Source organism: Streptomyces tibetensis (genome assembly GCF_007655005.1).
GTDB lineage: Bacteria > Actinomycetota > Actinomycetes > Streptomycetales > Streptomycetaceae > Streptomyces > Streptomyces tibetensis.
Genome location: NZ_SZVW01000009.1, coordinates 40,441 through 63,178 on the forward strand (window position 1 = coordinate 40,441; position 22,738 = coordinate 63,178).

A 22,738-nucleotide genomic window follows, 5' to 3' on the forward strand; every position below is an offset into this window, starting at 1 on the left:
TACCCTTCCCTCATGACCACGCTCTCTCCGTACGACTCCATGTCCCCGGTCACCGAGGCCGCCTACCGCGCCAAGGCCGCCGCCGCGACCCTCGCGCCGCTGCCCCGGGCCGAGAAGGACGACGCGCTGCTCGCCATCGCGGACGCGCTGGAGGTCCGTACGAGCGAGATCGTCGAGGCCAACTCCGAGGACGTCGCCAGGGCCCGCGAGGCCGGCATCGGCGAGGGCATGATCGACCGGCTCACGCTCACCCCCGAGCGGATCCGCGCCATCGCCTCCGACGTGCGCGACGTGGCAGCGCTGCCCGACCCGGTCGGTGAGGTCGTGCGCGGCTCCACGCTGCCCAACGGCATCGACCTGCGCCAGGTCCGCGTGCCGCTCGGCGTCGTCGGGATCATCTACGAGGGCCGGCCGAACGTCACCGTCGACGCCGCCGCCCTGTGCCTGAAGTCCGGCAACGCGGTCCTGCTGCGCGGCTCCTCCTCGGCCTACCGGTCCAACACCGCCCTCGTGCGCGTCCTGCGCGACGCCGTCGGCGGGGCCGGGCTGCCCGCCGACGCCGTCCAGCTCGTCCCCGGCGAGAGCCGCGACAGCGTGCGCGAACTGATGCGCGCCCGCGGCCTGGTCGACGTGCTCATCCCGCGCGGCGGCGCCTCCCTGATCAACACGGTCGTCCAGGAGTCCGTCGTCCCGGTCATCGAGACCGGCACCGGCAACTGCCACGTCTACGTCGACGCCCAGGCCGACCTCGACATGGCCGTCGAGATCCTCATCAACTCCAAGGCCCACCGCGTCAGCGTCTGCAACGCCGCCGAGACCCTTCTGGTCCACCAGGACATCGCCGCGGAGTTCCTGCCCCGCGCCCTGGACGCCCTCGCGGAGGCCGGGGTCACCGTGCACGCCGACGAGCGCGTGCAGGCCTATGCCAAGGACTCCAAGGCCACCGTCGTCGAGGCGACGGCCGAGGACTGGGAGACCGAGTACCTGTCGTACGACATCGCCGCGGCGGTCGTGGACTCGCTGGACAAGGCCGTCGAGCACATCCGGCTGTGGACCTCCGGACACACGGAGGCCATCGTCACGACCTCCCAGCAGGCCGCCCGCCGCTTCACCCAGCTGGTCGACTCCACCACCGTCGCCGTGAACGCCTCCACCCGCTTCACCGACGGCGGCCAGTTCGGCTTCGGCGCCGAGATCGGCATCTCCACGCAGAAGCTGCACTCCCGTGGCCCCATGGGCCTGCCGGAGCTGACCAGCACGAAGTACATCGTCACCGGGGACGGGCACGTCAGGCGCTGAGCCGTGCTCACCGGGCCAGTACGGGTATGCGCACCGTCGCATGCCCGTGCAGGGTCACCCGGGTGGCGCAGATGCGCACGAGAGGAGTGCCGGGCGGGCGTGCGCCCTCCGGCGCCCCGCGGAAGCCGTCTCGACCGGCGGATGAATCTCCATACCGTCTGCCCAAAATGACCCCCCAGGTCTACTCTGGATCCGTGCCGGAGGACGTGGGGGGCACGCCGTTTCCGGACGGCCGGGAGCCCGACGACGACCACGACCGCGGGGTGTCGGACGAAGAGTTCGCCTCCGTGGTCTTCGACGAGGCCTTCGTACGCGCGGCCGTGGTGCACGAGCCGACCGCGGTGGAGCGCCTCCTGGCCGCCGCACAGGCGAGAGCCGAGGCCTCCGAGGCCGAGGCCCGCCGGGCCCACCCCAGAGGCGAGCGCTACGACGGGTACGGCCCGGACGGGCGGGGCGTGTTCGGTCATGATCCCGGCCTCGACGAGTTCGACGACCCCGACGTCCTCGAGGACCACTACGACGGCACCGGGCCGTACTCCAGACAGGTGCGCTGGCACCGCCCCGTCGCCTGGCTGCTCGCCCTGGTGATGGGGATCGGCATGGTCGCCCTGGCCTTCACGGCGGTCTACCGGGGTGCGTCCTCGGAGCGCGAGGAGCCCGCGCCGCCGCCCGCCTCGACCGGGCTGGAACAGGGCAGCGCGGTGGCCCCCTCGACTTCCGCCGAGTACTCCCCGCCGGCCGTCTCGGTGATCCCCCACAGCCCCTGACCGGAACCCGCCCATCTTGGTGAGAACCTGTCAGAACTTGCGGAGCAGCCGGGCGTTTACCCGAGCTTCCGGCGACCTACCCTGAAGATATGGGCGGGCCTGGAAACCCACCTGAGGGGCCTCCGGAGGGCGCCCCCGGAGGTGGCGAGGACGAGTACCGATCCGTCGTGTTCGACGAGTCGTTCGTCCGTGCTGCCCGCCTCCAGGAGTTCTCCGCGCAGGAGCGCATCGCCGACCACGCCCCCGCGGTCCGACGCCGCCGGCCGCTGCGCCGGGGCCTGTCCCGGCAGGCCCTGGTCCTCGTCCTGCTGATCGCCGTCGCCTTCGGTACCGCGATCTACATGGGCGTACGGCACCCCTACCAGACCCCCGCCGCCCGGGAGCCCGTCGAGCCCCTGCGGATGACCGTCATCCCGCTCGCCCCCGAGGGCAAGGTGCCCGGCACGGCGGATCCGGCCTACCTGTACGAGCACAGCCCCGCCGCACAGTTCCGGACCGGCGCGGAGGGGGTGCCCCTGCCCGCCTCGCGGCGCACCGCGCACTTCTCGGACAGCCAGGTCGTGAGCGCCCTGTCCACCGCCAAGGACTACATCGTCCGCTCGGCCCTGGACCCCGAGGTCCTCACGGGCGGTGAGGTCCGCGCCGTCCGCGTGCTGCTCGACCCCGACCAACTGGACCAGTTCGACCAGAGCTTCGCCCGCCCCACCGCCGACGGACGCCACGCGCCCACCGGCTGGCTGGTGCGCTTCGACCCCTCACGCGCCGAGCTCGCCGACCGGAAGGTCCGGGTCCAGGGCACGTTGCAGGCCGCCGAGACCGACGCGTCGACGCTGGAGGTCACCGCCGACCACACGTTCGTGTACGCGCTGCGGGCGGCCGGGGACGGTGACAAGAACGAGGTGTCCCTGTTCACTCTCCGGCGCGAGCTGCACTTCCGCTTCGACCGCGACGACCTGCGGCTGCACCAGGCCCAGCTGGTGGTCTCCTACGTCCAGGCCGGGCCCCTGTCCTGCGCCGAGGACTCCACGAACCACCTCCGGCCCCTGCTGGCCGGCCAGACGGCCAAGGAGGGCGGCCCCGCGGGCACCGATCCCTACGCCACGGGCGGCGCGACGGCCCTGTGCGGCTCCCTGGCGACGAGCGCGCAGCCGAAGGTGTGAGGGGGCCCTGAAGAGCCCCGGGCCCGGTAGGCGGCCTTGTGGCGGCTAGCTCTCGTCGCGCGGCGGCCGGTCGTCACCCGAAGGGTCGGACGGGTCCGTCTCCGGCCCCTGAGGCGGCTTCGGGGGCGCGGTCGTGAAGCCGTTGAAGCCGCGGCGGACCCGGTCGCCCAGGTCGCCGGCGCCGCCCGCGAGGTCCGTGACCAGCTTCATCAGCGGGTCCTTGGAGCTCTTCACGTGGGAGGTGTAGTGGTTCGCCGAATCCCGCCAGGAGTCCCGGACCGAGGTGTCCTTGTCCTCGTCGCGCCGCGGGTAGTGGCCGTCCATGATCCGCTGGAAGTCCCGCGACTCCGCCCACTTCTTCAGCTCGGCCGCCCGCACGGTGGTGAAGGGGTGCGAGCGGGGCAGCACGTTGAGGATCTTCAGCACGGAGTCACGCAGGTCACCCCCGGCCTCGTACTCCTCGGCCTGGGCCAGGAACGCGTCCACGTTCATCTCGTGCAGGTGGTTGCCGCCCGCGATCTTCATCAGACCCCGCATCGAGGCCTGGAGGTCCTGCCCGACCAGCAGCCCCGCGCGGTCCGCGGACAGCTCCGACTTGCGGAACCACTCCCGCAGGCCGGTCACGATCGCCATGATCGCGAGATTGCCCAGGGGGATCCAGGCGACCCGGACGGCGAGGCTCGTCAGGAACAGCAGGATCGTCCGGTAGACGGAGTGCCCGGACAGCGCGTGCCCCACCTCGTGCCCGACGACCGCCCGCATCTCCTCCTCGTCCAGCAGCTCGACGAGGCCGGTGGTGACGACGATGATCGGCTCGTCCAGACCGATGCACATCGCGTTCGGCTGCGGGTCCTGGTTCACGTACATCGGCGGGACCTTCTCCAGGTCCAGGATGTAGCAGGCGTCCCGCAGCATCACGTTCAAGTGCGCGAACTGCTGGTCCGAGACACGCACCGAGTCGGACAGGAACAGCAGCCGCAGACTGCGCTCGGGCAGCAGACCGCTGAGCGCCTTGAACACCGTGTCGAAACCGCTCAGCTTGCGCAGCGCCACCAGGGCGGAACGGTCGGCCGGGTGCTCGTACGTACGCGAGGAGATCCCGGGGAAGCGCCTGCGCTGCCTGCTCGGCACGCGCTCGTGTCCCTGCTGCTCGTGGCCGTCGGACATGTCTTCCCCCAGCGTCTGGTGTGACCTTTGCGGCCCTTTGTGCGGCCTTTTGCTTCCCCGAGGCGGAGCCCAGCCTAGGCGGAGTTACGGTGGTCGGGCAGTACAGCGAAGGAGACCACCGCCATGGAGCACCACCCCGTATCCGCCTGGCTCGCCGGGGCCGCGAACGCCGCCGAGGGACAAGGGCCGGGGATGCTGCGGATCGTGCTGATCGTGATGATCCTGGGCTGTGCGCTGACCGCGTGGTTCCTGCTGCGTGGCTACAGACGGAAGGACGACTGAGGCCACACGAAGGTTCCCCGCCGGGCTTCGGGGCCGGGCCGGGCGGCGGCACGCGTGGCCGCCCGCGGCACGAACAAGCGGAGTCGGGGTGATCGCGGAACGGGCGCCCGCTTACGATGAGCCGACGTCTTTAACCCGCCCTCACGCGATAGGTCCTGCCGAAGATGAGCTTCCACAGCACCGCTGCCCAGTTGGTCACCCTCGCCGCCGAGGGCGAAGAGCACGGCGGAAACCACGAGAGCCTCAGCCCCTACCTCACCGGCGGCGGCGCCCTCTTCATCCTGCTGCTCCTGCTGTGGATCACCACCCGCTTCAACCGCGACCGCTGAGACCGGCGGGGCATCCCGCCGAGGATGCCCGGGGGACCACGGGGGCGGCCGGAGCCCTCAGGCAGGGCCGGTAGGGTCTGCACGCATGGGAGAGCAGGACATGCCTACCGGTCCGGCGAACAAGACGCCGTACGACCCGGCACAGGAGACGGCGAGCGGCACCGAGCGACACTCGGAGCCCCGCCGTGTCTCCGCGACGGCCCCCCGCACCGACGGCACCGCAGAGGGTCCTGCACGGCCGGGCAAGCGCCGGCTCGGCGTCATGGGCGGCACCTTCGATCCGATCCACCACGGGCACCTGGTGGCGGCCAGCGAGGTCGCCGCGGCGTTCCACCTCGACGAGGTGGTCTTCGTCCCGACCGGCCAGCCCTGGCAGAAGACCCACCGCAGCGTCTCCCCGGCCGAGGACCGCTACCTGATGACGGTCATCGCGACCGCCGAGAACCCGCAGTTCTCCGTCAGCCGCATCGACATCGACCGCGGCGGCCCCACCTACACCGTGGACACCCTGCGCGACCTGCGCGCGCTCAACCCCGACACGGATTTGTTCTTCATCACCGGCGCCGACGCACTCGCCCAGATCCTGACCTGGCGGGACAGCGAGGAGCTGTTCTCCCTGGCGCACTTCATCGGAGCCACCCGGCCGGGCCACCACCTGGACGACTCCGGGCTCCCGGAGGGCGGCGTCTCGCTGGTGGAGGTTCCCGCCCTGGCCATCTCCTCCACCGACTGCCGTGCGAGAGTCGCCAAGGGCGATCCGATCTGGTACCTGGTGCCGGACGGTGTCGTGCGCTATATCGACAAGCGCGAGCTGTACCGCGGCGAGTGAGCCGAGAGGGGCACCGGTGAACGACCGATACGACGCGGGGGCCGCGGACCACGGCGCCGACCCGTACGAGCTCGTCGGCTACGACGAGTACGGCCGGCCGGTCTACCGGCAGGTCCAGACCCAGCAGCAGACGTACGACCCGTACGCCCAGCAGTACCAGCAGGGCTACGGCTACGACCCGTACGCGCAGACGGCGCAACAGCCCCCGTCCGCGTACGGCTACGGCACCGGCGAGCCCGCCTCCGACTACGGCTCCTACGACCCGTACGGCACCGCCCCGCAGCAGGGCGGACCCGCGCAGGGCGCCCCGCACGACCCCTACGGCCAGGCCGCCGCCGGCGCCACCGGCCGGCAGCCCCGCGTGGCGGAACAGCCGACCCAGCAGACCGCCCACATCCCGCAGCAGGCCGGCCCGGTCCACGACCGGGACACTCCCGCCGAACCGCAACGGGAGTACCACACCGAGCAGTTCGCCTTCGTCGAGGAACCGGACGCCAACTCCGAAGACGTCATCGACTGGCTGAAGTTCACCGAGAACCGCACCGAACGCCGCGAGGAGGCCCGGCGCCGGGCCCGCAGCCGGATCGTCGCCCTGACGGTCGTCCTCGCGCTCGTCGCGGCCGGCGGCGTCGGCTGGCTCTGGTACGCGGGGAAGCTGCCCGGCCTGTCCTCCGAGGACTCCAAGGAGGGCACGGCGACGGCCGCGGGCGCCCAGAAGCGCGATGTGATCGTCGTCCACCTGCACGACACCAAGGGCGGCGGCACCTCCACGGCCCTGCTCGTCGACAACACCACCACCGAGCGGGGCACCACCGTCCTGCTGCCCAACTCCCTCGCCCTGACCAGCGACGACGGCACCACGACGACGCTCGCCAAGTCGGTCGAGGACGACGGCTCCGACGGCACCCGCGACGCGCTCGACACGGTCCTCGGCACCGACATCGAGGGCACCTGGCGCCTGGACACGCCCTACTTGCAGAACCTCGTCGACCTGGTCGGCAACATCGACGTCGACACCGACGCCGAGGTCCCCGACCCCGCGGCCAAGAAGAAGGGCGAGGCCCCCCTGGTCAACAAGGGCCGGGACCAGACCCTCAGCGGCAAGATGGCGGTCGCCTACGCCACCTACCGCGCTCCCGGCGAGGCCCAGAACGCCCAGCTGGAGCGTTTCGGGCAGGTCATGCAGGGCGTGCTGCGCAAGATGTCCTCCGACCCGCAGGCCGCGACGACCACCATCCAGACCCTCGCCCAGATTCTCGACCCGTCCCTCACCGACAAGGACCTCGGCACCTTCCTCGCCGGGCTCTCCGACCTCGCCAAGGGCGGCGACGTCAAGACCGACCTGCTGCCCGTCCGGAACGACGGCACGCTCAGCGCCCAGGCGAGCGCGGGGGTCGTCAAGAACGTCCTCGGCGGCACCGCCAAGAGCCCCGACAGGGACGCCGCCGTGAGTGTCTCCGTCCAGAACGCCACCGGCGTCAAGGACAACACCGAGAAGGCCCGCGTCGTGCTCCTCAACGGCGGCTTCACCTTCCTGGAGAGCGGCACCGGCACCGCCCGGGCCACCTCCGAGGTCGTGTACGCCGACGCCGCCGACAAGGCGAACGCCGCCGAGGTCGCCAAGACCCTGGGCCTGCCCGCGGGATCCGTCACCAAGGGCAAGATCTCCGCGAGTGCCGACGTCTTCGTGGTCCTCGGCCAGGACTACAAGCCGTCCGCCGGCTGACCGGCGGGAGCGCGCTCCCCATGTGATTCCCGTTATCGCGTGGGGGGCCCGCGGCGGTCCGTGAGACCCTTGGGTGTCAAGAGTCCGCCGACCGAAAGCCTTGTAGTGACCGTGACCGACCGCTCTCACGAGCTGATCAACACCGCCGCCCAGGCGGCCGCCGACAAGCTGGCCCACGACATCGTCGCCTACGACGTCAGTGACGTGCTGTCCATCACGGACGCCTTCCTGCTGGCCTCCGCGCCCAACGACCGCCAGGTCAAGGCGATCGTCGACGCGATCGAGGAGCGCCTCTCGAAGGAACTCGACGCGAAGCCGGTACGCCGCGAGGGCGACCGCGAGGCCCGCTGGGTGCTGCTCGACTACGTCGACATCGTCGTACACGTCCAGCACAGCGAGGAGCGCGTCTTCTACGCCCTGGAGCGCCTGTGGAAGGACTGCCCCGAGCTCGACCTGCCCGAGGAGGCCAAGGCCACCCGCGGCAAGGCCGAGGAGCACGCCAAGCTGCGGGCGGCCGAGGAGGAGGCGGAACTGGACGGTGACTGGCGGTGACCTCCTCCCGTGAGGCGTCCGCCGGGAAGGGCCGTGGCCGTCGCATCATCCTCTGGCGGCACGGCCAGACCTCGTGGAACGTGGAGCGCCGCTTCCAGGGCAGCACGGACGTCGAGCTGACCGGGACCGGCCTCGCCCAGGCCCGCCGTGCCGCCCGGCTGCTCGCCTCCCTGAGGCCGGACGCCATGGTCGCCTCCGACCTGCGGCGCGCAGCGGCCACGGCCGCCGAGCTCGCCACACTCACCGGCCTCGACGTCACCCACGACGAGGGGCTGCGGGAGACCTACGCGGGCGTCTGGCAGGGCCTGACGCACGCGGAGATCATCGCCCGGTACGGCGAGGAGTACGCCGCGTGGAAGCGCGGCGAGCCGGTGCGCCGGGGTGGCGGCGAACTGGAGACCGAGGTCGCCGACCGCGCGGCCCCGGTGGTGCTCCGGCACGCCGAGAAGCTCCCCGAGGACGGCACGCTCGTCGTGGTCAGCCACGGCGGCACGATCCGCACCACCATCGGCCGCCTGCTGGGTCTCGACCCCCGCAACTGGGAGAGCCTCGGCGGACTCTCCAACTGCTGCTGGTCCGTGCTCGGTGAAGGCGCCCGCGGCTGGCGCCTGCTGGAGCACAACGCCGGCACCCTGCCCGAACCGGTGCTCGGCGACGACGACTGACCCCGGATTTCACTTTCCGGCAGGTCGCAGGCTAAAGTTCTTCTTGTTCGCCCCGCCAGCGGGGCAACAGAACAACATGCGGCTCCGCCGCGTGTGAGGGGCTATAGCTCAGTTGGTAGAGCGCCTGCATGGCATGCAGGAGGTCAGGAGTTCAATTCTCCTTAGCTCCACGTCAAGATCCCGTTCCCGGTGTGGGGGCGGGATTTTTCGTACTCCGGCTTGAGTCACTCGGGCTTGCTGAGGCGTATACCTCTACGGCCCCGCCGGGTGGCGTGTCCGGACTGGTACTGAGGCGTCGCTGACCGTATTGGTCCGGCCGTGGCAGAATCAAACGGCCGGAAGGGGGCGCGGCCCGACGGGAGGAGTAGTGATGCCTGCGAGCATCCTCGAGGAGGTCGACCACCTCCTCGAAGCAGCGTTCACACGGGACATGTCCACCCGACTCAGCTGCCCTTCCTGCGGTTCCGCGCACGTGGCCCAGATGCTCGGCGACAACGGCGGGATTTCCTACGTGTGCACGGCCTGCGGCCACAGCTGGAGCTGATCGATGGGTGCACACAGGCGGAAGTGCGACTGGTGTGGCAGCGGGACTCCGATCGTCCGCGACATGGAGCCGATCAATCCCGACTACCAGTACTGGTGCGAGGAATGCGCGCGGGCGCTGATCATAAAAGGCGACCCGATCGAGACGTACCGCGAGTTGGAGGGCGAGCCGATCTACGGCCGGCTCCTGGAGGAGCACTGCACGCTCAAGCGGTTCTATTCGTTCGTCACGGCCTGACGCACGAAGTCTCGGGGTCGACAAAACGGTCATATCGGGCGAGGTGAAACCGATTTGGTGTTGGGCCCGCAGGACCAGTAATGTTGGCTTCGCCGCCGGGGAAACCGGGCGGAGCACAGCAAGGGGCTATAGCTCAGTTGGTAGAGCGCCTGCATGGCATGCAGGAGGTCAGGAGTTCAATTCTCCTTAGCTCCACAGCAGATGAGAAGGCGGGCCATCCGATCGGATGGCCCGCCTTCTTGTCGTGCTTGTCGTGCGTATGCGCACGGCGGGCTCCCCTGGAGGAAGCCCGCCGGTGCTTCCGCTCAGCGGCCGAGAGCGCGGCGGCCGCGGCCCTGGGAGAGGACCGGGAGGTTGCGGGACGGCGCGCCCGGTGCGCCCGACTCCTCGATGCGCAGCGCCAGCGCCGGGCAGCGGCGCACCGCGCGTAGAGCCTTGGCCTCGGCGTACCGCGGTACCTGCGCCTGTGCCACGGTCGGGAAGCCGTCGGCGCCCAGCTGGAACACCTCGGGGAGGATGTCCGCGCACAGGCCGTGGCCCCGGCACAGCGTCCAGTCGACGTAGATCTTCTGGCGGCTCGGGCCGTTCTCCTCGGACTCGCCGCCGCCGGGGATGCCCGTCGGGGCCCTGCCGCCCTCGAAGAGCGGCAGAACGCCCTCCACGGGCCGTCCGCAGCCGTTGCCGAGGACATGGGCGGCCAGGTCGTCCGTGAACGCCTTGATGGTCGACTCCAGGAACATCGCCGAGCCGTCCGGGTGCGAGCACGCGCCGCGCCGCTTCACGTTCTTGGCGACCTGCTTGAGCGCCTCCAGGGCGGCAGGGCCACCGCCGTTGAGGATGTCCTCCAGGCCGCGTGCGGCGGCCGGCAGACCGAGGTAGCAGGGGCCGCACTGGCCCGCGCTCTCCTCGGCCAGCCACTGAGCCACCCGCAGCGACTCGCCCAGCGGGCAGGTGTCCTGAGTGATCGGCAGAATCGCGCCGGCGCCGAGCGCGCCGCCCACCGCGTCCAGGGAGTTGCGGGAGACGACCGCCTCGTTGACCGTCGCCGCGTCGATCCACTTGCCGTGGTAGCCGCCGGTGAGCACGCCCTGCGGGACCGGCGGCGCGCCGGCGAGCTGCAGGACGTAGCGCAGCGGCACGCCCGTCGGGACCTCGATCACCATGGGGCGGGCGACGGCGCCGGAGACCGTGAGCATGACGGTGCCCGGCTCGTCGTACAGACCGGTGTTGCCGTAGCGCTCGGGGCCGATGCGGGCGGCGATCGCCAGCTGGGCGAAGGTCTCGGCGTTGGAGAGCAGGGTGGGTGCGCCGCCGACGCCGTTCTGCGAGGCGCTGACCTTGCGGCCGGGCGGGACGGCCGGGCCGCCGTCGATCGAGCGGACCAGCGACGCGGCGGCACCGGTGACCATGCGGACCGGATTGCGCTGGACCCGCGCGCGCAGTGCCGACCGACGGCCGTTGCTGAGGCCGCGTTCGGCGAGCGCGGCCTCCATGGAGCGCTGGGTCGACTCACGGGTGACCCCCACCACGAGCGTGCGGGCACCCAAGGCCTCGGCGCACAGCAGGGCGCCGTCCAGGATGAGATGCGGGGCACGGTTGATCAGCACCGTGTCCTTGCGGCAGGCCGGCTCGTCCTCGCTTCCGTTCACGACGACGACCGGCCGGACGCCGCGCTTGATCGCCGCTTCGGCGACCGAGCGCAGCTTCTTGTGGAAGGGGAAGCCCGCGCCGCCGCGGCCCTTCAGGTTGATGCGTTCGGCGAGCTGCGCGAGCTGCTCGCCGCCCATCGGCTCGAGCGGCCCGTGCACCTTGAGGTGCATGGGCAGATCGAGCCGATCGACAAGGTCGAAGCCCGACGTGAGCTGGGGAAGACCGACCACGCGGACTTCGGGTACGTCGGGCAGGGCCTCGTTCACTTAAAGCCTCCGGAAGGCGTGTTCCAAGGTTCGCCCGATCCCGGTGCGTCGAAGTCGTAGGACGCACCGGGATGTGTGTCAGTGGCGGGACCGCTGTTGTACGTGTCGTTCGGGTAGTACGTGTCGAAGGCGGCGTTCGTCTCACCCGTGTCGTACACGTCACTCGATCCGTAACCGGCGGCGCCTGGATTGCCATAGGCCGGGATGCTTTGCCCGGTGTCCTGGAGGGGGTCGTAGGGCGGGATGTTGAAGCCCGTGTCCTGGAGCGGGTCATAGGCGGACGGCGGGGCCTCGCCGACCGGGGGCGGGGACGGGATCGGCCAGTTGCCCGAGGTGCTGGAGGGGCCGTCCACGGTCGGGAAGGTCTCGGTGGGCTGCAGGTCCAGCGGCAGCTGCATGCTGGTCGTCGGCCCGGGCGCGAAGGCCTGCCCGCCCTGGGGAGGGCCCGAGACGGCCCGGTAGGCGGCGGCGAAGCCGTTCGCCGGTTCCTTGGCCGGGCCGCGTTCCGCCTTCTCGTACAGCGGCCCCGACGGGGACGCCACGCCGCGCCGGGAAGCGCCCCGGCCCTCCTGGTCGGGGAACGCGAAGCCGCCGCTCGCCCGGGTCCGGCTCTCCTCCAGGTCCCTGCGGCCCTGGCCCTCGCCGGGGCCGATCATCGAGGCGATCTTGTCGGCGACCTGGCGCTTGACCTGGCGCGGAGCCGCGCGCAGGGCGAGCGCTCCGGCCACGCCGGCCAGGGACAGGCAGTACAGGATGACGAAGATCGGCTTGGCGGCGCGACCCGCGTAGAGCCCGTGGACCAGGGCGGCGCACCAGGCCGGGTAGGCCAGCATGTGCATGGCCCGCCAGCGGGCCGCGACGGGCGCGGGGGACGCGAAGCGGTTGCGCAGCACGCCGGTGATGCCCACGAAGATCATGAGCATGCCTGCCAGGGTGCCCAGGCCGATCAGGAAAGACCGGCCGGTGACCAGCTCGTCCTCGGTGAACACCAGCCCGAAGGGGATCACCGCGGCGATCCACGAGGTGTGGGACAGCGCCAGCTTCACGCCGATGTGCACCAGCAGGAAGACGATCGAGGCGACGGCCGTGGTCCGGTGCACGGCCTGCGCCAGGATGCGGCGGCGGGTGTCGAGGAGGACCCGGTCCTGGGCGACCAGCCCCCAGATCACCGAGCACGTCAGACACACGAGGGACAGCACGCCCGCACCGAAGTTGAGGAACTCGGCGAACGAGTCGTCTGCCGTGGAGTCGTAGGGGTTCACGACCGGCCTCCCCACGTCCCGGCGAGCGGGGGTAGGGAGGTGTTACTGCGATGAGGGTTCATGGGGGCAACTCCGAGCGGTTCGGGAAAGCAGCGGTCCCGCTGCCGAACTCTAAGCGGAGTCATACCGATCAGTACGAGGTTTGAGTTATTGCGTTGTTATCAAAGGACAATATGGGCGTTGCGATGCCCCTTAGCGGCTGTTACGCGAAGTAACTATTGACCATGGTTCAGCTTTCGGGGGTGCGGTACGGCCCCCCGAAAGCGCGTCGCGGCGTGCTGAGGGCCTGCGGTACCCTAGCGCCATGCGTGCCGTACGCCTTCTGCTTAGCGGGCCGCGCTGATCAGTCCCGGCCACCGGAGAAGTCGAGTGGCCGGCATCGGCGCGGCGTCCCCTCCTGTGTGAGGGGATTTTTCGTTTCTCGAACCAGACAGCCGCAGGCAGAGACGATCGATGGAGCTTTGAGGATCATGAGCGAGACGAACCCCGCCGCCACCTCCGAGGTGGCGGCGCCGCACCGCTACACGGCCGCCATGGCTGCCGAGATCGAGGCACGCTGGCAGGACTTCTGGGACGCCGAGGGCACCTACGCCGCGCCCAACCCCAAGGGTGACCTGGCCGGTGCCCCGGAGATCGCCGCCCGCCCCAAGAAGTTCATCATGGACATGTTCCCGTACCCCTCCGGTGCGGGCCTGCACGTCGGCCACCCCCTGGGCTACATCGCCACGGACGTCTTCGCGCGCTTCCAGCGGATGACCGGCCACAACGTCCTGCACACCCTGGGCTTCGACGCCTTCGGCCTGCCCGCCGAGCAGTACGCGGTGCAGACCGGCACGCACCCGCGCGTGTCCACCGAGGCCAACATGGAGAACATGAAGTCCCAGCTGCGCCGGCTGGGCCTGGGCCACGACAAGCGCCGGTCGTTCGCGACGATCGACCCGGACTACTACAAGTGGACCCAGTGGATCTTCCTGCAGATCTTCAACTCCTGGTACGACCACGACGCCCGGCGCGCCCGCCCCATCGCCGAGCTGGTCGCCGAGTTCGAGTCCGGTGAGCGGCCCGTGCCGGGGCACACGCGCGCGTGGAGCGAGCTGAGCGCCGCCGAGAGGGCCGACGTCCTGGGCGAGTTCCGGCTGGCCTACGCCTCCGACGCGCCGGTCAACTGGTGCCCCGGACTGGGCACCGTGCTGGCCAACGAGGAGGTCACCGCCGAGGGCCGCTCCGAGCGCGGCAACTTCCCGGTCTTCAAGGCCAAGCTGCGCCAGTGGAACATGCGCATCACGGCCTACGCCGACCGGCTGCTGGACGACCTGGACGCGCTGGACTGGCCCGAGGCCATCAAGCTGCAGCAGCGCAACTGGATCGGCCGCTCCGAGGGAGCCCGCGTCGACTTCCCCATCGACGGCGAGCGCATCACCGTCTTCACCACCCGCCCCGACACCCTGTTCGGCGCCACCTACATGGTGCTGGCGCCCGAGCACCCGCTGGTCGAGAAGTTCACCCCGGCCGCCTGGCCGGAGGGCACCCACGAGGTGTGGACCGGCGGCCACGCGACCCCCGGTGAGGCCGTCGCCGCCTACCGCGCCCAGGCCGCCTCGAAGTCCGACGTCGAGCGGCAGGCCGAGGCCAAGGACAAGACCGGCGTCTTCATCGGCGCCTACGCGACCAACCCGGTCAACGGCGAGCAGGTCCCGGTCTTCATCGCCGACTACGTGCTGATGGGCTACGGCACCGGCGCGATCATGGCCGTGCCGGCCGGCGACCAGCGCGACTTCGAGTTCGCGCGCGCCTTCGAGCTGCCGGTCCACTGCATCGTCGAGCCGACCGACGGCCGCGGCACGGACACCTCGACCTGGGAGAACGCCTTCGCGTCGTACGACGCGAAGATCATCAACTCCTCGAACGACCAGGTGAGCCTGGACGGCCTGGGCGTCGCCGAGGCCAAGGCGCGCATCACCGAATGGCTTCAGAGCAGGGGCGTCGGCGCGGGCACCGTCAACTTCCGGCTGCGCGACTGGCTGTTCAGCCGCCAGCGCTATTGGGGCGAGCCCTTCCCGATCGTCTACGACGAGGACGGCATCGCGCACGCCCTGCCCGAGTCGATGCTGCCCCTGGAGCTGCCCGAGGTCGAGGACTACTCGCCGCGCACCTTCGACCCGGACGACGCCGACACCCAGCCCGAGACCCCGCTGTCGCGCAACGAGGACTGGGTCAACGTCACGCTGGACCTGGGCGACGGCCGCGGTCCGCGCGCGTACCGGCGCGAGACCAACACCATGCCCAACTGGGCCGGTTCCTGCTGGTACGAGCTGCGCTACCTGGACCCGCACAACTCCGAGAAGCTGGTCGACCCGGAGATCGAGCAGTACTGGATGGGCCCGCGCGAGGGGCAGCCGCACGGCGGTGTCGACCTGTACGTCGGCGGCGCCGAGCACGCCGTGCTGCACCTGCTGTACGCGCGCTTCTGGTCCAAGGTCCTGTACGACCTGGGCCACGTCTCCTCCGCCGAGCCGTTCCACAAGCTGTTCAACCAGGGGATGATCCAGGCCTACGTCTACCGCGACAGCCGTGGCATCGCGGTGCCGGCCGCCGAGGTGGAGGAGCACGACGGCGCCTACTGGTACCAGGGCGAGAAGGTCTCCCGGCTGCTGGGCAAGATGGGCAAGTCCCTGAAGAACGCGGTCACTCCGGACGAGATCTGCGCCGAGTACGGAGCCGACACACTGCGCCTGTACGAGATGGCCATGGGCCCGCTGGACGTCTCCCGCCCCTGGGACACGCGCGCGGTGGTCGGCCAGTTCCGGCTGCTGCAGCGGCTGTGGCGCAACATCGTCGACGAGGCCACCGGCGAGGTGACCGTCGTGGACGCCGAACCCGACGAGGAGACGCTGCGCGCCCTGCACAAGGCGATCGACGGGGTCCGCGGCGACCTGGAGGGCATGCGGTTCAACACCGCCATCGCCAAGGTCACCGAGCTGAACAACCACCTGACCAAGGCGGGCGGCGCCCTGCCGCGCTCGGTCGCCGAGCCGCTGGTGCTGATGGTCGCGCCGCTGGCCCCGCACATCGCCGAGGAGCTGTGGCGCAGGCTGGGACACACCGACTCGGTGGTGCACCGGGACTTCCCGGTGGCCGACCCGGCGTACGTCGTCGACGAGACGGTGACCTGTGTCGTGCAGATCAAGGGCAAGGTCAAGGCGCGGCTGGAGGTCGCGCCGTCGATCTCCGACGACGAGCTGGAGAAGGTCGCGCTGGCGGACGAGAAGGTCGTCGCCGCGCTGGGCGGTGCCGGGATCCGGAAGGTGATCGTGCGCGCGCCGAAGCTGGTGAACATCGTTCCGGCGTAGCCGCCAGGACGTACCGGACCGCTGCCGGGGCCCCTGCGGGCGTGACCGCCCGGGGTGGTCTCCACGGGCAGAACCCTCTCGGGGTGGTCCCCTACGGGCAGGTTCGGGGTTTTTCTGGAACTCCGGACCTGCCCGTTGCGTTTACCGTGGAAGAGCGACGCGAGGCGCCGTGACGTCCTGAGGAGGAGCCCTTGTGGAAGCAGTGATCGCAGTCTTCGCCCTGCTCTTCGTGCTCTTTCTCGGGCTCGGGGCGTACGTCACCGTGAAGGCGGTCGGCGCCGCCAAGCGTGGCGTGGACCGAGGCATCAGCCAGGCCCGCCGCACGGTCGAGGACCACACACTGCGCGCCAAGTCCTTCGCCCAGCCCGGCGCCGCGGGTGAACTCGCCCAGCTCCGGCTGAAGCTGCGCACCTCGATGCGCGCCACCCAGGACGCCTTGCACGCGGCCGTCGCCGAGGACGAGTCCCTGAAGGAGTCCGTGGGCCTGTTCGAACGGCTCAGCGCGCTCGGACACGAGCTGGACGGTGAGCTCAAGCGCCTGGAGTCCGAGCCGGACCGTGCCGCCCTCACCGAGCGGCTGCCCGGGCTGCGCGAGCGCACCGAACGCATCACGCACTCCGCGGACTCGCTGCGCTGGGCGGCCCGCGACCGGGCCCGCCGCTTCGCCGACGACGACCTGGACACGCTCGGCGCCCAGATCGATTTGGAGTCCGGCGCACTGCGGCACTGGACGGAGCCGGAGCCGCAGTCCACGTCCGCGCAGCGGCCCTCGTCCTCGGCGCGGTCCGCGTCCTCCCGGCAGCCCGGCTCGCCGCCGCAGAGCGGGACGCCGCCGTGGCCCGAGGCGCCCGACGCCGACGCCGGCACGGCCGGGCAGAGCTGGCCGGACAGCGCGCAGCCGGGCCCGGCCCAGGAACCGGCACGGCCCGCCATCACGCCGCCGGGGCCACGCCTGACCCACCCCTGGCAGAAGAAGCCCCGTCCCGAGAGCACCACTTGAACCGGCCACTCGCGCCGCAGGGCGCAGGGCCCGGGCTGCCACACGAGCGCTACGGCAGGTAACCTCCAGCTCATGTCCCGCCATGTCGCGATCGTCACCGATTCAACGGCCTACCTGCCGACCCGGACGATGGAGCGTCACGGCATCACGGCGGTGCCCCTGACGGTCGTCCTCGGTGACCGGGCGCTGGAGGAGGGCACCGAGATCTCGACCCGCGCCCTCGCCCAGGCTTTGCAGAAGCGGCGTCCGGTGACGACCTCTCGTCCCAGCCCCGCGGTCTTCGAGGAGACCTACCGCAAGGTCGCCGAGTCCGGCGCCACCGGCATCGTCTCCCTCCACCTCTCCGCCGAACTGTCCGGCACCTACGACGCGGCCGTCGTGGCCGCACGGCAGGCGCCGGTGCCCGTACGGGTGGTGGACACCGGCATGATCGCCATGGCGCTGGGTTTCTGCGCGCTCTCCGCGGCGGAGGTCGCGGAGTCGGGCGGGACGGTCGACGAGGCCGTCGCGGCAGCGGAGAAGAGAGCCGCGGGCACCTCCGCCTACTTCTACGTCGACACCCTCGACTACCTGCGGCGCGGCGGTCGTATCGGTGCCGCGCAGGCGCTGCTGGGCTCGGCGCTCGCGGTGAAGCCGCTGCTGCAACTGGCCGACGGCCGCATCGAACCCTTGGAGAAGGTGCGGACCGCGTCCAAGGCGATCGCCCGCCTCGAGGAGATCGCGGCCGACCGTGCGGGCAGCGCACCGGTGGATGTCGCCGTCCACCATCTCGCCGCCCCGGACCGGGCGTCGGCCCTCGCCGACCGACTGCGGACACGGGTGTCCGGGCTGGCCGATCTGCATGTCAGCGAGGTCGGGGCGGTGATCGGGGCGCACACGGGGCCCGGGCTGCTGGGAGTCGTGGTTTCGCCCCGGTGAACGTTGCTGTGGGACTCCGGCCGCCCGTGTGAGTGACGGAGTTGTCCACAACCGGGGCCCTGTCCCCGGAAATTGACCAAGATCATCGCGGGTCGGGCGAAGTGGCCGATCCTCGTCGCATGGCACTTCGATCACGTTCACGCACAGCGACCGCGACCAGTGGGCCGGGCCGTGGGCCGGCGTCCGACGGGCGCGTCCGTCATCACCGACGCCCGCCGGTCGCACGCGGGCGGGCCCGGCAGCGTCATGCCTCGGCGGAGGAACTTCGGCGGCGCGCAGGGGCGTTGTTCGGTGACCACACCGGGTCGGTGGGGCACCCAGGGCGGGCCGAGCCGGTCGAACGGGCCCAGGGGCATCGGGAGTCGGGGCAGGGGCCGCCGGGTTCCGCCGATGGTGAAGAGCACCGACGGCGGTTTGGTCGTCACGAGACCGTCATGCAGCCCGTGGGCGTCCTCAGCGACCCGGCGGGCGGGGGTGGCGGCGCCGTGGCGGGAGTCTGGCGGGAGCGGGCCGGCCTGGCGCTGCGGGAGCGCATGCCGCTGTGGGTGCAGTCCAGGTGCGGTCTGGAGCGGCGGAGTGTGCTGGCCCTGACGGTGGTGCTCGTCGTCGCGGCGGCATTCGCCGTGCAGCACTTCTGGACGGGACGGACGCAGTCCGTGCGGCCACCGGAGGTGGTGCGGGCGGCGGTTCCCTACGGGGAGCGGCAGGAGAGCGGGCCGGCCGGACAGAAGGGCGGCCCGGGCGCTGCCGGTGCTTCCTCCGGTGTGCCCTCCGAGGCCTCGTCCGGGTCCGCGAAGGCAGGGGCGGGAGAGATCGTCGTGGACGTCGGCGGCAAGGTCCGGGAGCCGGGGATCCACCGGCTGCCGCCCGGCTCGCGGGTGGCGGACGCGCTGCACGCGGCGGGCGGGGTGAAGCCGGGCACGAACACCGACGGGCTCAATCGCGCCCGGTTCCTCGTGGACGGCGAGCAGGTGATCGTCGGGGGACCGGCTCCCGCGGGCGGACCAGGGATGGGCGGTGTGCCTCCCGGTGGCCCGGCCGGTGCCGCGGCCGGGGGTGCGGCGGGTGGGGCGGCCGCACCGGCGGCCCCGGTCTCCCTCAACACGGCCACCGCGGACCAGCTCGACACCCTGCCGGGCGTCGGCCCAGTGCTGGCGCAGCACATCATCGACTACCGCACGCAGCACGGCGGTTTCCGTTCCGTGGACGAGCTGCGTGAGGTGAACGGCATCGGAGACCGCCGTTTCGCCGACCTGCGCGACCTCGTACGGCCATGAGGAGCCTCCCCGGCCCGCCGGCGGGGCAGGACGAGGCCGCGCCCGGGCTGCGCCCCGCCCGGTCGTCCGTGCACGCGTCCTCCGGCACCCGTCTGGGCGCGGCCCGTCCACGCCAGGAGGGCCCGACGGACCTGCGGCTCGTGCCGCCGGCCCTCGCGGCCTGGGGCACGGCGGCGCTCGTGCTGGACGCCTCGCCCCAGTGGGTCCTCGGCATCGTGATCGGCTGCCTGGTGACCGTCGGACTGCTGCCCCTGGCCCGGAGGCATCGGGCCGCGTCATGGCCGCGCGCCACGCTCGCCGCCCTGCTGCTGTGTGTCGCCGGGGCCGCCGCCTCGGCCGGGCTGCACGGGGCGGATCTGCGCCGGGGACCCGTGCCCGGCCTGGCGCGGGAGTTCGCGTCGGTGACCGCCGAGGTCGAGCTCACGTCCGACCCCCGGCTCACCCGGCCGAAGGTCAGCGGCGACCACGTGGCTCCGACGGCCGTGCTGATCGACGCCGACGTGCTGCGCGTCCACGAGGTGGGTGGGACGACGGTGACCACACGGACACCGGTGCTGATGATCGTGGACGTGGGCACGGCCCCACCCGGTCGGGTGGCCGGCGGGCGGGGGCGGTCGCCATGGCTCGGGCTGCTGCCGTCGACGCGGCTGCGGGTCGGTGCGCGGCTGGCGCCCGCGATGACGGGCGGCGACCGGGTCGCGGCGGTACTGCGCGTGCGGGATCCGGGCGAACCGGATGTGGTGGGAGGGCCCTCTGGGCCGCAGCGGCTCGCCGGGCGGTTGCGTGCCGGGCTGCGGGAGGCGACCGACGGGCTGCCCGCGGACGCCCGGGCGCTGCTGCCGGGCCTGGTGGTCGGGGACACCTCGCGGATCACACCCGAGCTGGAGGAGGCGTTCAAGGAGACCGACCTCACGCACACCCTGGCCGTCTCCGGGGCCAACTTCACGATTCTCCTCGCGCTGCTGCTCGGGCCGCCGGGCCTGGCGCAGCACGTCGAGCGGCGGGGGCTCGCACCCCGGCTCGGTGTCTCACTGCGTGGGACGGCCGTGCTCGGCGGTGTGCTCTCGCTCGGGTTCGTCGTCGTGTGCAGACCGGATCCGAGTGTGGTGCGGGCCGCGGCCTGCGGAGCCGTGGCGCTGCTCGCCCTGGCGACCGGCCGTCGGAGGTCGATGATCCCGGCGCTGGCGACGGCGGTTGTGCTGCTGGTGCTGTACGACCCGTGGCTGGCGCGCAGTTACGGGTTCCTGCTCTCCGTCGTCGCGACCGGGGCCCTGCTCACGCTCGCGCCGCGCTGGAGCGCCGGGCTGCGGCGGCGGGGGGTGCCGCCGAGGTGGGCTGAGGCCCTGGGCGCCGCCGCAGCCGCCCAGGCCCTGTGCGCGCCCGTCGTCGCCGTGCTGTCGGCGCGGGTGAGTCTGGTGGCGGTGCCGTGCAATCTGCTCGCGGAGTTCGCGATCGCGCCGGCGACCGTGCTGGGGTTCGCGGCACTGGCGACGGCGCCGGTGGCGATGCCGGTGGCCAAGGCGCTGGCGTGGTGCGCGCACTGGCCCGCCGAGTGGATCGCGGGGATCGCCCGGTTCGGGGCCGCACTGCCGGGCGGGGGAGTGGACTGGCCGGGCAGCTGGACGGGCGCGGCGCTGCTGCTGTCCGTGATCCTGGCCCTGGTGCTCGTCGGACGACGGCTGCTCGGGCATCCCTGGTGGTGCGGGGTCTGCGGAGTGCTGCTGCTTCTGGTGGTGGTGCAGCCGCCACCGCTGACCCGGGTGGTGACGGGCTGGCCGCCGCCGGGCTGGCGGCTGGTGATGTGTGACGTGGGGCAGGGTGACGCCCTGGTGCTCGCGGCGGGCGAGGGCGCCGGAGTGGTGGTGGACGCGGGGCCCGATCCGCGGCTCGTCGACCACTGTCTGCGCTCACTGGGCATCAGCAGGATCCCCCTGGTCGTGCTCACCCACTTCCACGCCGATCACGTGGCGGGCCTGCCCGGGGTGCTGCGTGGTCGGGCCGTGGGCGCGATCGAGACGACGGGGCTGGAGGAGCCCGCGGAGCAGGCCGCGTTCGTACGGAGACTGGCGGCGGCGCGGAGGATTCCCGTGACACGGGCGGCGGTCGGGGAGCAGCGGCGCACGGGGAAGTTGTCCTGGCAGGTGGTCTGGCCGCCCCCCGGCCCGCCGCCGGACTCGCCGCCGGGGGTGCCTCCGAGAGTGCTTCCCGGGGTGCTTTCGGCCCACCCCGTGCCGGAGGGGCCGAACGACGCCAGCGTCGCCCTGCTGGTCCGCTCGGCCGGACTGCGCCTGCTCCTCCTCGGAGACCTGGAGCCCCCGGCGCAGAGGGCACTGGCGCGCTCGCCGGCGGCCGAGGCGCTGGAGGGCGTGGACGTGCTGAAGGTCGCCCACCACGGCTCGGCCTACCAGGACCCGGGCCTCATACGCCGGGCGGCCCCGAGACTGGCCCTCATCTCCTGCGGCGAGGAAAACTCGTACGGGCACCCGGCGCCGGGCACGGTGGCGGCGCTGCGTGCCGGGGGCGCGGCGGTGCTGCGGACGGACCGGGACGGCGCGCTCGCTGTCACGGGAGAGGCCGGCGAGCTGAGGGTGGCGCGAGACTGAGGGCATGAACTCAAGCCAGGTTGATGCCTATCTCCGTCGGCTGGGAGCCGAGCACCCGGCATGGCCCACCGTCGACGCGCTGCGCGAACTGCACCTGCGGCACCTGCGGGCCGTGCCGTTCGAGAACCTCTCGATCCATCTGGGCGAGGAGATCGTGCTGGAGGAGAAGCGGCTGCTGGACAAGGTGGTGGGCGCGCGGCGGGGCGGGTTCTGCTACGAACTCAACGGCTCCTTCGGGGCGTTGCTCGCGGCACTGGGGTACGACGTGGCGCTGCTGGCGGCGCGGGTGTACGGGGACGAGGGGCGGCTCGGGATCCCGTACGACCATCTGGCGCTGAGGGTGCGGACGGTGGACGGGGGCGACTGGCTGGCCGATGTCGGGTTCGGGGCGCACAGCCACCTTCCGCTGGCGTTCGGGGACCGGGGGGAGCAGGAGGACCCGGCGGGCACGTTCCGGATCGTCGAGGCGGGGCCGGACGCGGCCGGGGTGCGCGGTGGGCACGGCACGGTGGAGGCGGCGGACCTGGACGTGTTGCGGGACGGCAGACCGCAGTACCGCCTGGAGGTGCGTCCTCGGGCGCTCGGCGACTTCGTGGCCGGGGCGTGGTGGCACAGCACGTCGTCGGTGTCGCATTTCACGCGGTCGCTGGTGTGTTCGCGGGTGACGGAGGAGGGAGGGCGGATCACGCTCAGCGGGCGGCGGCTCACGGTGACGGCGGCCGACGGCACGCGGGTGGAGAGGGAGCTGGGCACGGACGAGGAGGTACTCGGGGTGTACCGGGAGCGGTTCGGGATCGAGCTCGACAGGGTGCCGGTGTCGCGAAATCCCGCGTAGGAGTCAATTCCGGCCACACG

20 protein-coding genes and 2 tRNA genes are annotated in these 22,738 nt (G+C 71.9%); 19 read left to right on the plus strand and 3 right to left on the minus strand.

What is annotated here, in order from left to right; translation table 11 throughout:
* Nucleotides 1-12 precede the first annotated feature (12 nt).
* The 3 genes from FDO69_RS16595 to FDO69_RS16605 all read left to right on the plus strand — a co-directional run bounded on the left by FDO69_RS16595 (nt 13) and on the right by FDO69_RS16605 (nt 3,226).
* Nucleotides 13-1,299, plus strand: a complete 1,287-nt coding sequence (locus FDO69_RS16595) for a glutamate-5-semialdehyde dehydrogenase (protein ID WP_104780608.1) — start codon at nt 13-15, stop codon at nt 1,297-1,299.
* A 194-nt stretch (nt 1,300-1,493) separates the two neighbouring features.
* Complete coding sequence (locus FDO69_RS16600) at nt 1,494-2,066, plus strand: SCO2584 family spore wall biosynthesis protein (RefSeq protein WP_442802778.1); 573 nt, start codon at nt 1,494-1,496, stop codon at nt 2,064-2,066.
* 89 nt (nt 2,067-2,155) lie between these two features.
* The gene (locus FDO69_RS16605; RefSeq protein WP_104780610.1) at nt 2,156-3,226 is read left to right on the plus strand and encodes an SCO2583 family membrane protein; all 1,071 of its coding nucleotides are present in this window, start codon (nt 2,156-2,158) and stop codon (nt 3,224-3,226) included.
* A gap of 45 nt (nt 3,227-3,271) precedes the next feature.
* Here FDO69_RS16605 and FDO69_RS16610 read toward each other — a convergent pair whose 3' ends face one another.
* Nucleotides 3,272-4,393, minus strand: a complete 1,122-nt coding sequence (locus FDO69_RS16610; protein WP_104780611.1) for a M48 family metallopeptidase — start codon at nt 4,391-4,393, stop codon at nt 3,272-3,274.
* 123 nt (nt 4,394-4,516) lie between these two features.
* Here FDO69_RS16610 and FDO69_RS41200 point away from each other — a divergent pair, with 123 nt between their 5' ends.
* The 10 genes from FDO69_RS41200 to FDO69_RS16650 all read left to right on the plus strand — a co-directional run bounded on the left by FDO69_RS41200 (nt 4,517) and on the right by FDO69_RS16650 (nt 9,752).
* Nucleotides 4,517-4,675, plus strand: a complete 159-nt coding sequence (locus FDO69_RS41200; protein ID WP_167526620.1) for a hypothetical protein — start codon at nt 4,517-4,519, stop codon at nt 4,673-4,675.
* Between the two features lie 164 nt (nt 4,676-4,839).
* A complete protein-coding gene (locus FDO69_RS41205; RefSeq protein WP_003990192.1) occupies nt 4,840-5,004 on the plus strand; it encodes a hypothetical protein in 165 nt (54 codons plus the stop codon).
* A 262-nt stretch (nt 5,005-5,266) separates the two neighbouring features.
* Entirely contained in the window at nt 5,267-5,833 is a 567-nt protein-coding gene (gene nadD / locus FDO69_RS16615; RefSeq protein ID WP_389827937.1) for a nicotinate-nucleotide adenylyltransferase, read from the plus strand.
* Between the two features lie 16 nt (nt 5,834-5,849).
* Nucleotides 5,850-7,559 carry an LCP family protein gene (locus tag FDO69_RS16620; protein ID WP_104780613.1) on the plus strand — a complete coding sequence of 570 codons (1,710 nt, stop codon included), beginning with the start codon at nt 5,850-5,852 and terminating at the stop codon, nt 7,557-7,559.
* Between the two features lie 105 nt (nt 7,560-7,664).
* A complete protein-coding gene (gene rsfS, locus FDO69_RS16625; protein WP_053669099.1) occupies nt 7,665-8,111 on the plus strand; it encodes a ribosome silencing factor in 447 nt (148 codons plus the stop codon).
* Nucleotides 8,108-8,776, plus strand: a complete 669-nt coding sequence (locus FDO69_RS16630; RefSeq protein WP_104780614.1) for a histidine phosphatase family protein — start codon at nt 8,108-8,110, stop codon at nt 8,774-8,776. The genes rsfS and FDO69_RS16630 overlap by 4 nt, the downstream gene beginning before the upstream one ends.
* Nucleotides 8,777-8,873: 97 nt before the next feature.
* Nucleotides 8,874-8,946 (plus strand) — tRNA-Ala (locus FDO69_RS16635).
* Between the two features lie 200 nt (nt 8,947-9,146).
* On the plus strand, nt 9,147-9,320 hold the full coding sequence (locus tag FDO69_RS16640) for a hypothetical protein (RefSeq protein WP_104780615.1): 174 nt from the start codon (nt 9,147-9,149) through the stop codon (nt 9,318-9,320).
* 3 nt (nt 9,321-9,323) lie between these two features.
* Nucleotides 9,324-9,557: a hypothetical protein gene (locus FDO69_RS16645; RefSeq protein WP_006136074.1), complete on the plus strand. Its 234-nt coding sequence runs from the start codon at nt 9,324-9,326 to the stop codon at nt 9,555-9,557.
* A gap of 122 nt (nt 9,558-9,679) precedes the next feature.
* Nucleotides 9,680-9,752: transfer RNA gene (locus tag FDO69_RS16650), tRNA-Ala, on the plus strand.
* A gap of 110 nt (nt 9,753-9,862) precedes the next feature.
* Here FDO69_RS16650 and FDO69_RS16655 read toward each other — a convergent pair.
* Both FDO69_RS16655 and FDO69_RS16660 read right to left on the minus strand, forming a co-directional pair.
* Complete coding sequence (locus FDO69_RS16655) at nt 9,863-11,473, minus strand: NADH-quinone oxidoreductase subunit NuoF family protein (RefSeq protein WP_104780616.1); 1,611 nt, start codon at nt 11,471-11,473, stop codon at nt 9,863-9,865.
* A complete protein-coding gene (locus tag FDO69_RS16660; RefSeq protein ID WP_104780617.1) occupies nt 11,470-12,735 on the minus strand; it encodes a ferric reductase-like transmembrane domain-containing protein in 1,266 nt (421 codons plus the stop codon). Before FDO69_RS16660 ends, FDO69_RS16655 begins: the two co-directional genes overlap by 4 nt.
* Before the next feature lie 470 nt (nt 12,736-13,205).
* On the opposite strand from FDO69_RS16660, the gene leuS reads away from it, so the two are divergent.
* The 6 genes from leuS to FDO69_RS16695 all read left to right on the plus strand — a co-directional run bounded on the left by leuS (nt 13,206) and on the right by FDO69_RS16695 (nt 22,718).
* The gene (leuS, locus tag FDO69_RS16670) at nt 13,206-16,085 is read left to right on the plus strand and encodes a leucine--tRNA ligase (RefSeq protein ID WP_104780618.1); all 2,880 of its coding nucleotides are present in this window, start codon (nt 13,206-13,208) and stop codon (nt 16,083-16,085) included.
* A 193-nt stretch (nt 16,086-16,278) separates the two neighbouring features.
* A complete protein-coding gene (locus tag FDO69_RS16675; RefSeq protein ID WP_104780619.1) occupies nt 16,279-17,085 on the plus strand; it encodes a hypothetical protein in 807 nt (268 codons plus the stop codon).
* A gap of 72 nt (nt 17,086-17,157) precedes the next feature.
* Complete coding sequence (locus FDO69_RS16680; RefSeq protein WP_104780620.1) at nt 17,158-18,003, plus strand: DegV family protein; 846 nt, start codon at nt 17,158-17,160, stop codon at nt 18,001-18,003.
* Between the two features lie 119 nt (nt 18,004-18,122).
* A complete protein-coding gene (locus FDO69_RS16685) occupies nt 18,123-19,280 on the plus strand; it encodes a ComEA family DNA-binding protein (RefSeq protein ID WP_104780621.1) in 1,158 nt (385 codons plus the stop codon).
* On the plus strand, nt 19,277-21,883 hold the full coding sequence (locus tag FDO69_RS16690; protein WP_104780622.1) for a ComEC/Rec2 family competence protein: 2,607 nt from the start codon (nt 19,277-19,279) through the stop codon (nt 21,881-21,883). The genes FDO69_RS16685 and FDO69_RS16690 overlap by 4 nt, the downstream gene beginning before the upstream one ends.
* A gap of 4 nt (nt 21,884-21,887) precedes the next feature.
* A complete protein-coding gene (locus FDO69_RS16695; protein ID WP_104780623.1) occupies nt 21,888-22,718 on the plus strand; it encodes an arylamine N-acetyltransferase family protein in 831 nt (276 codons plus the stop codon).
* Nucleotides 22,719-22,738 lie beyond the last annotated feature (20 nt).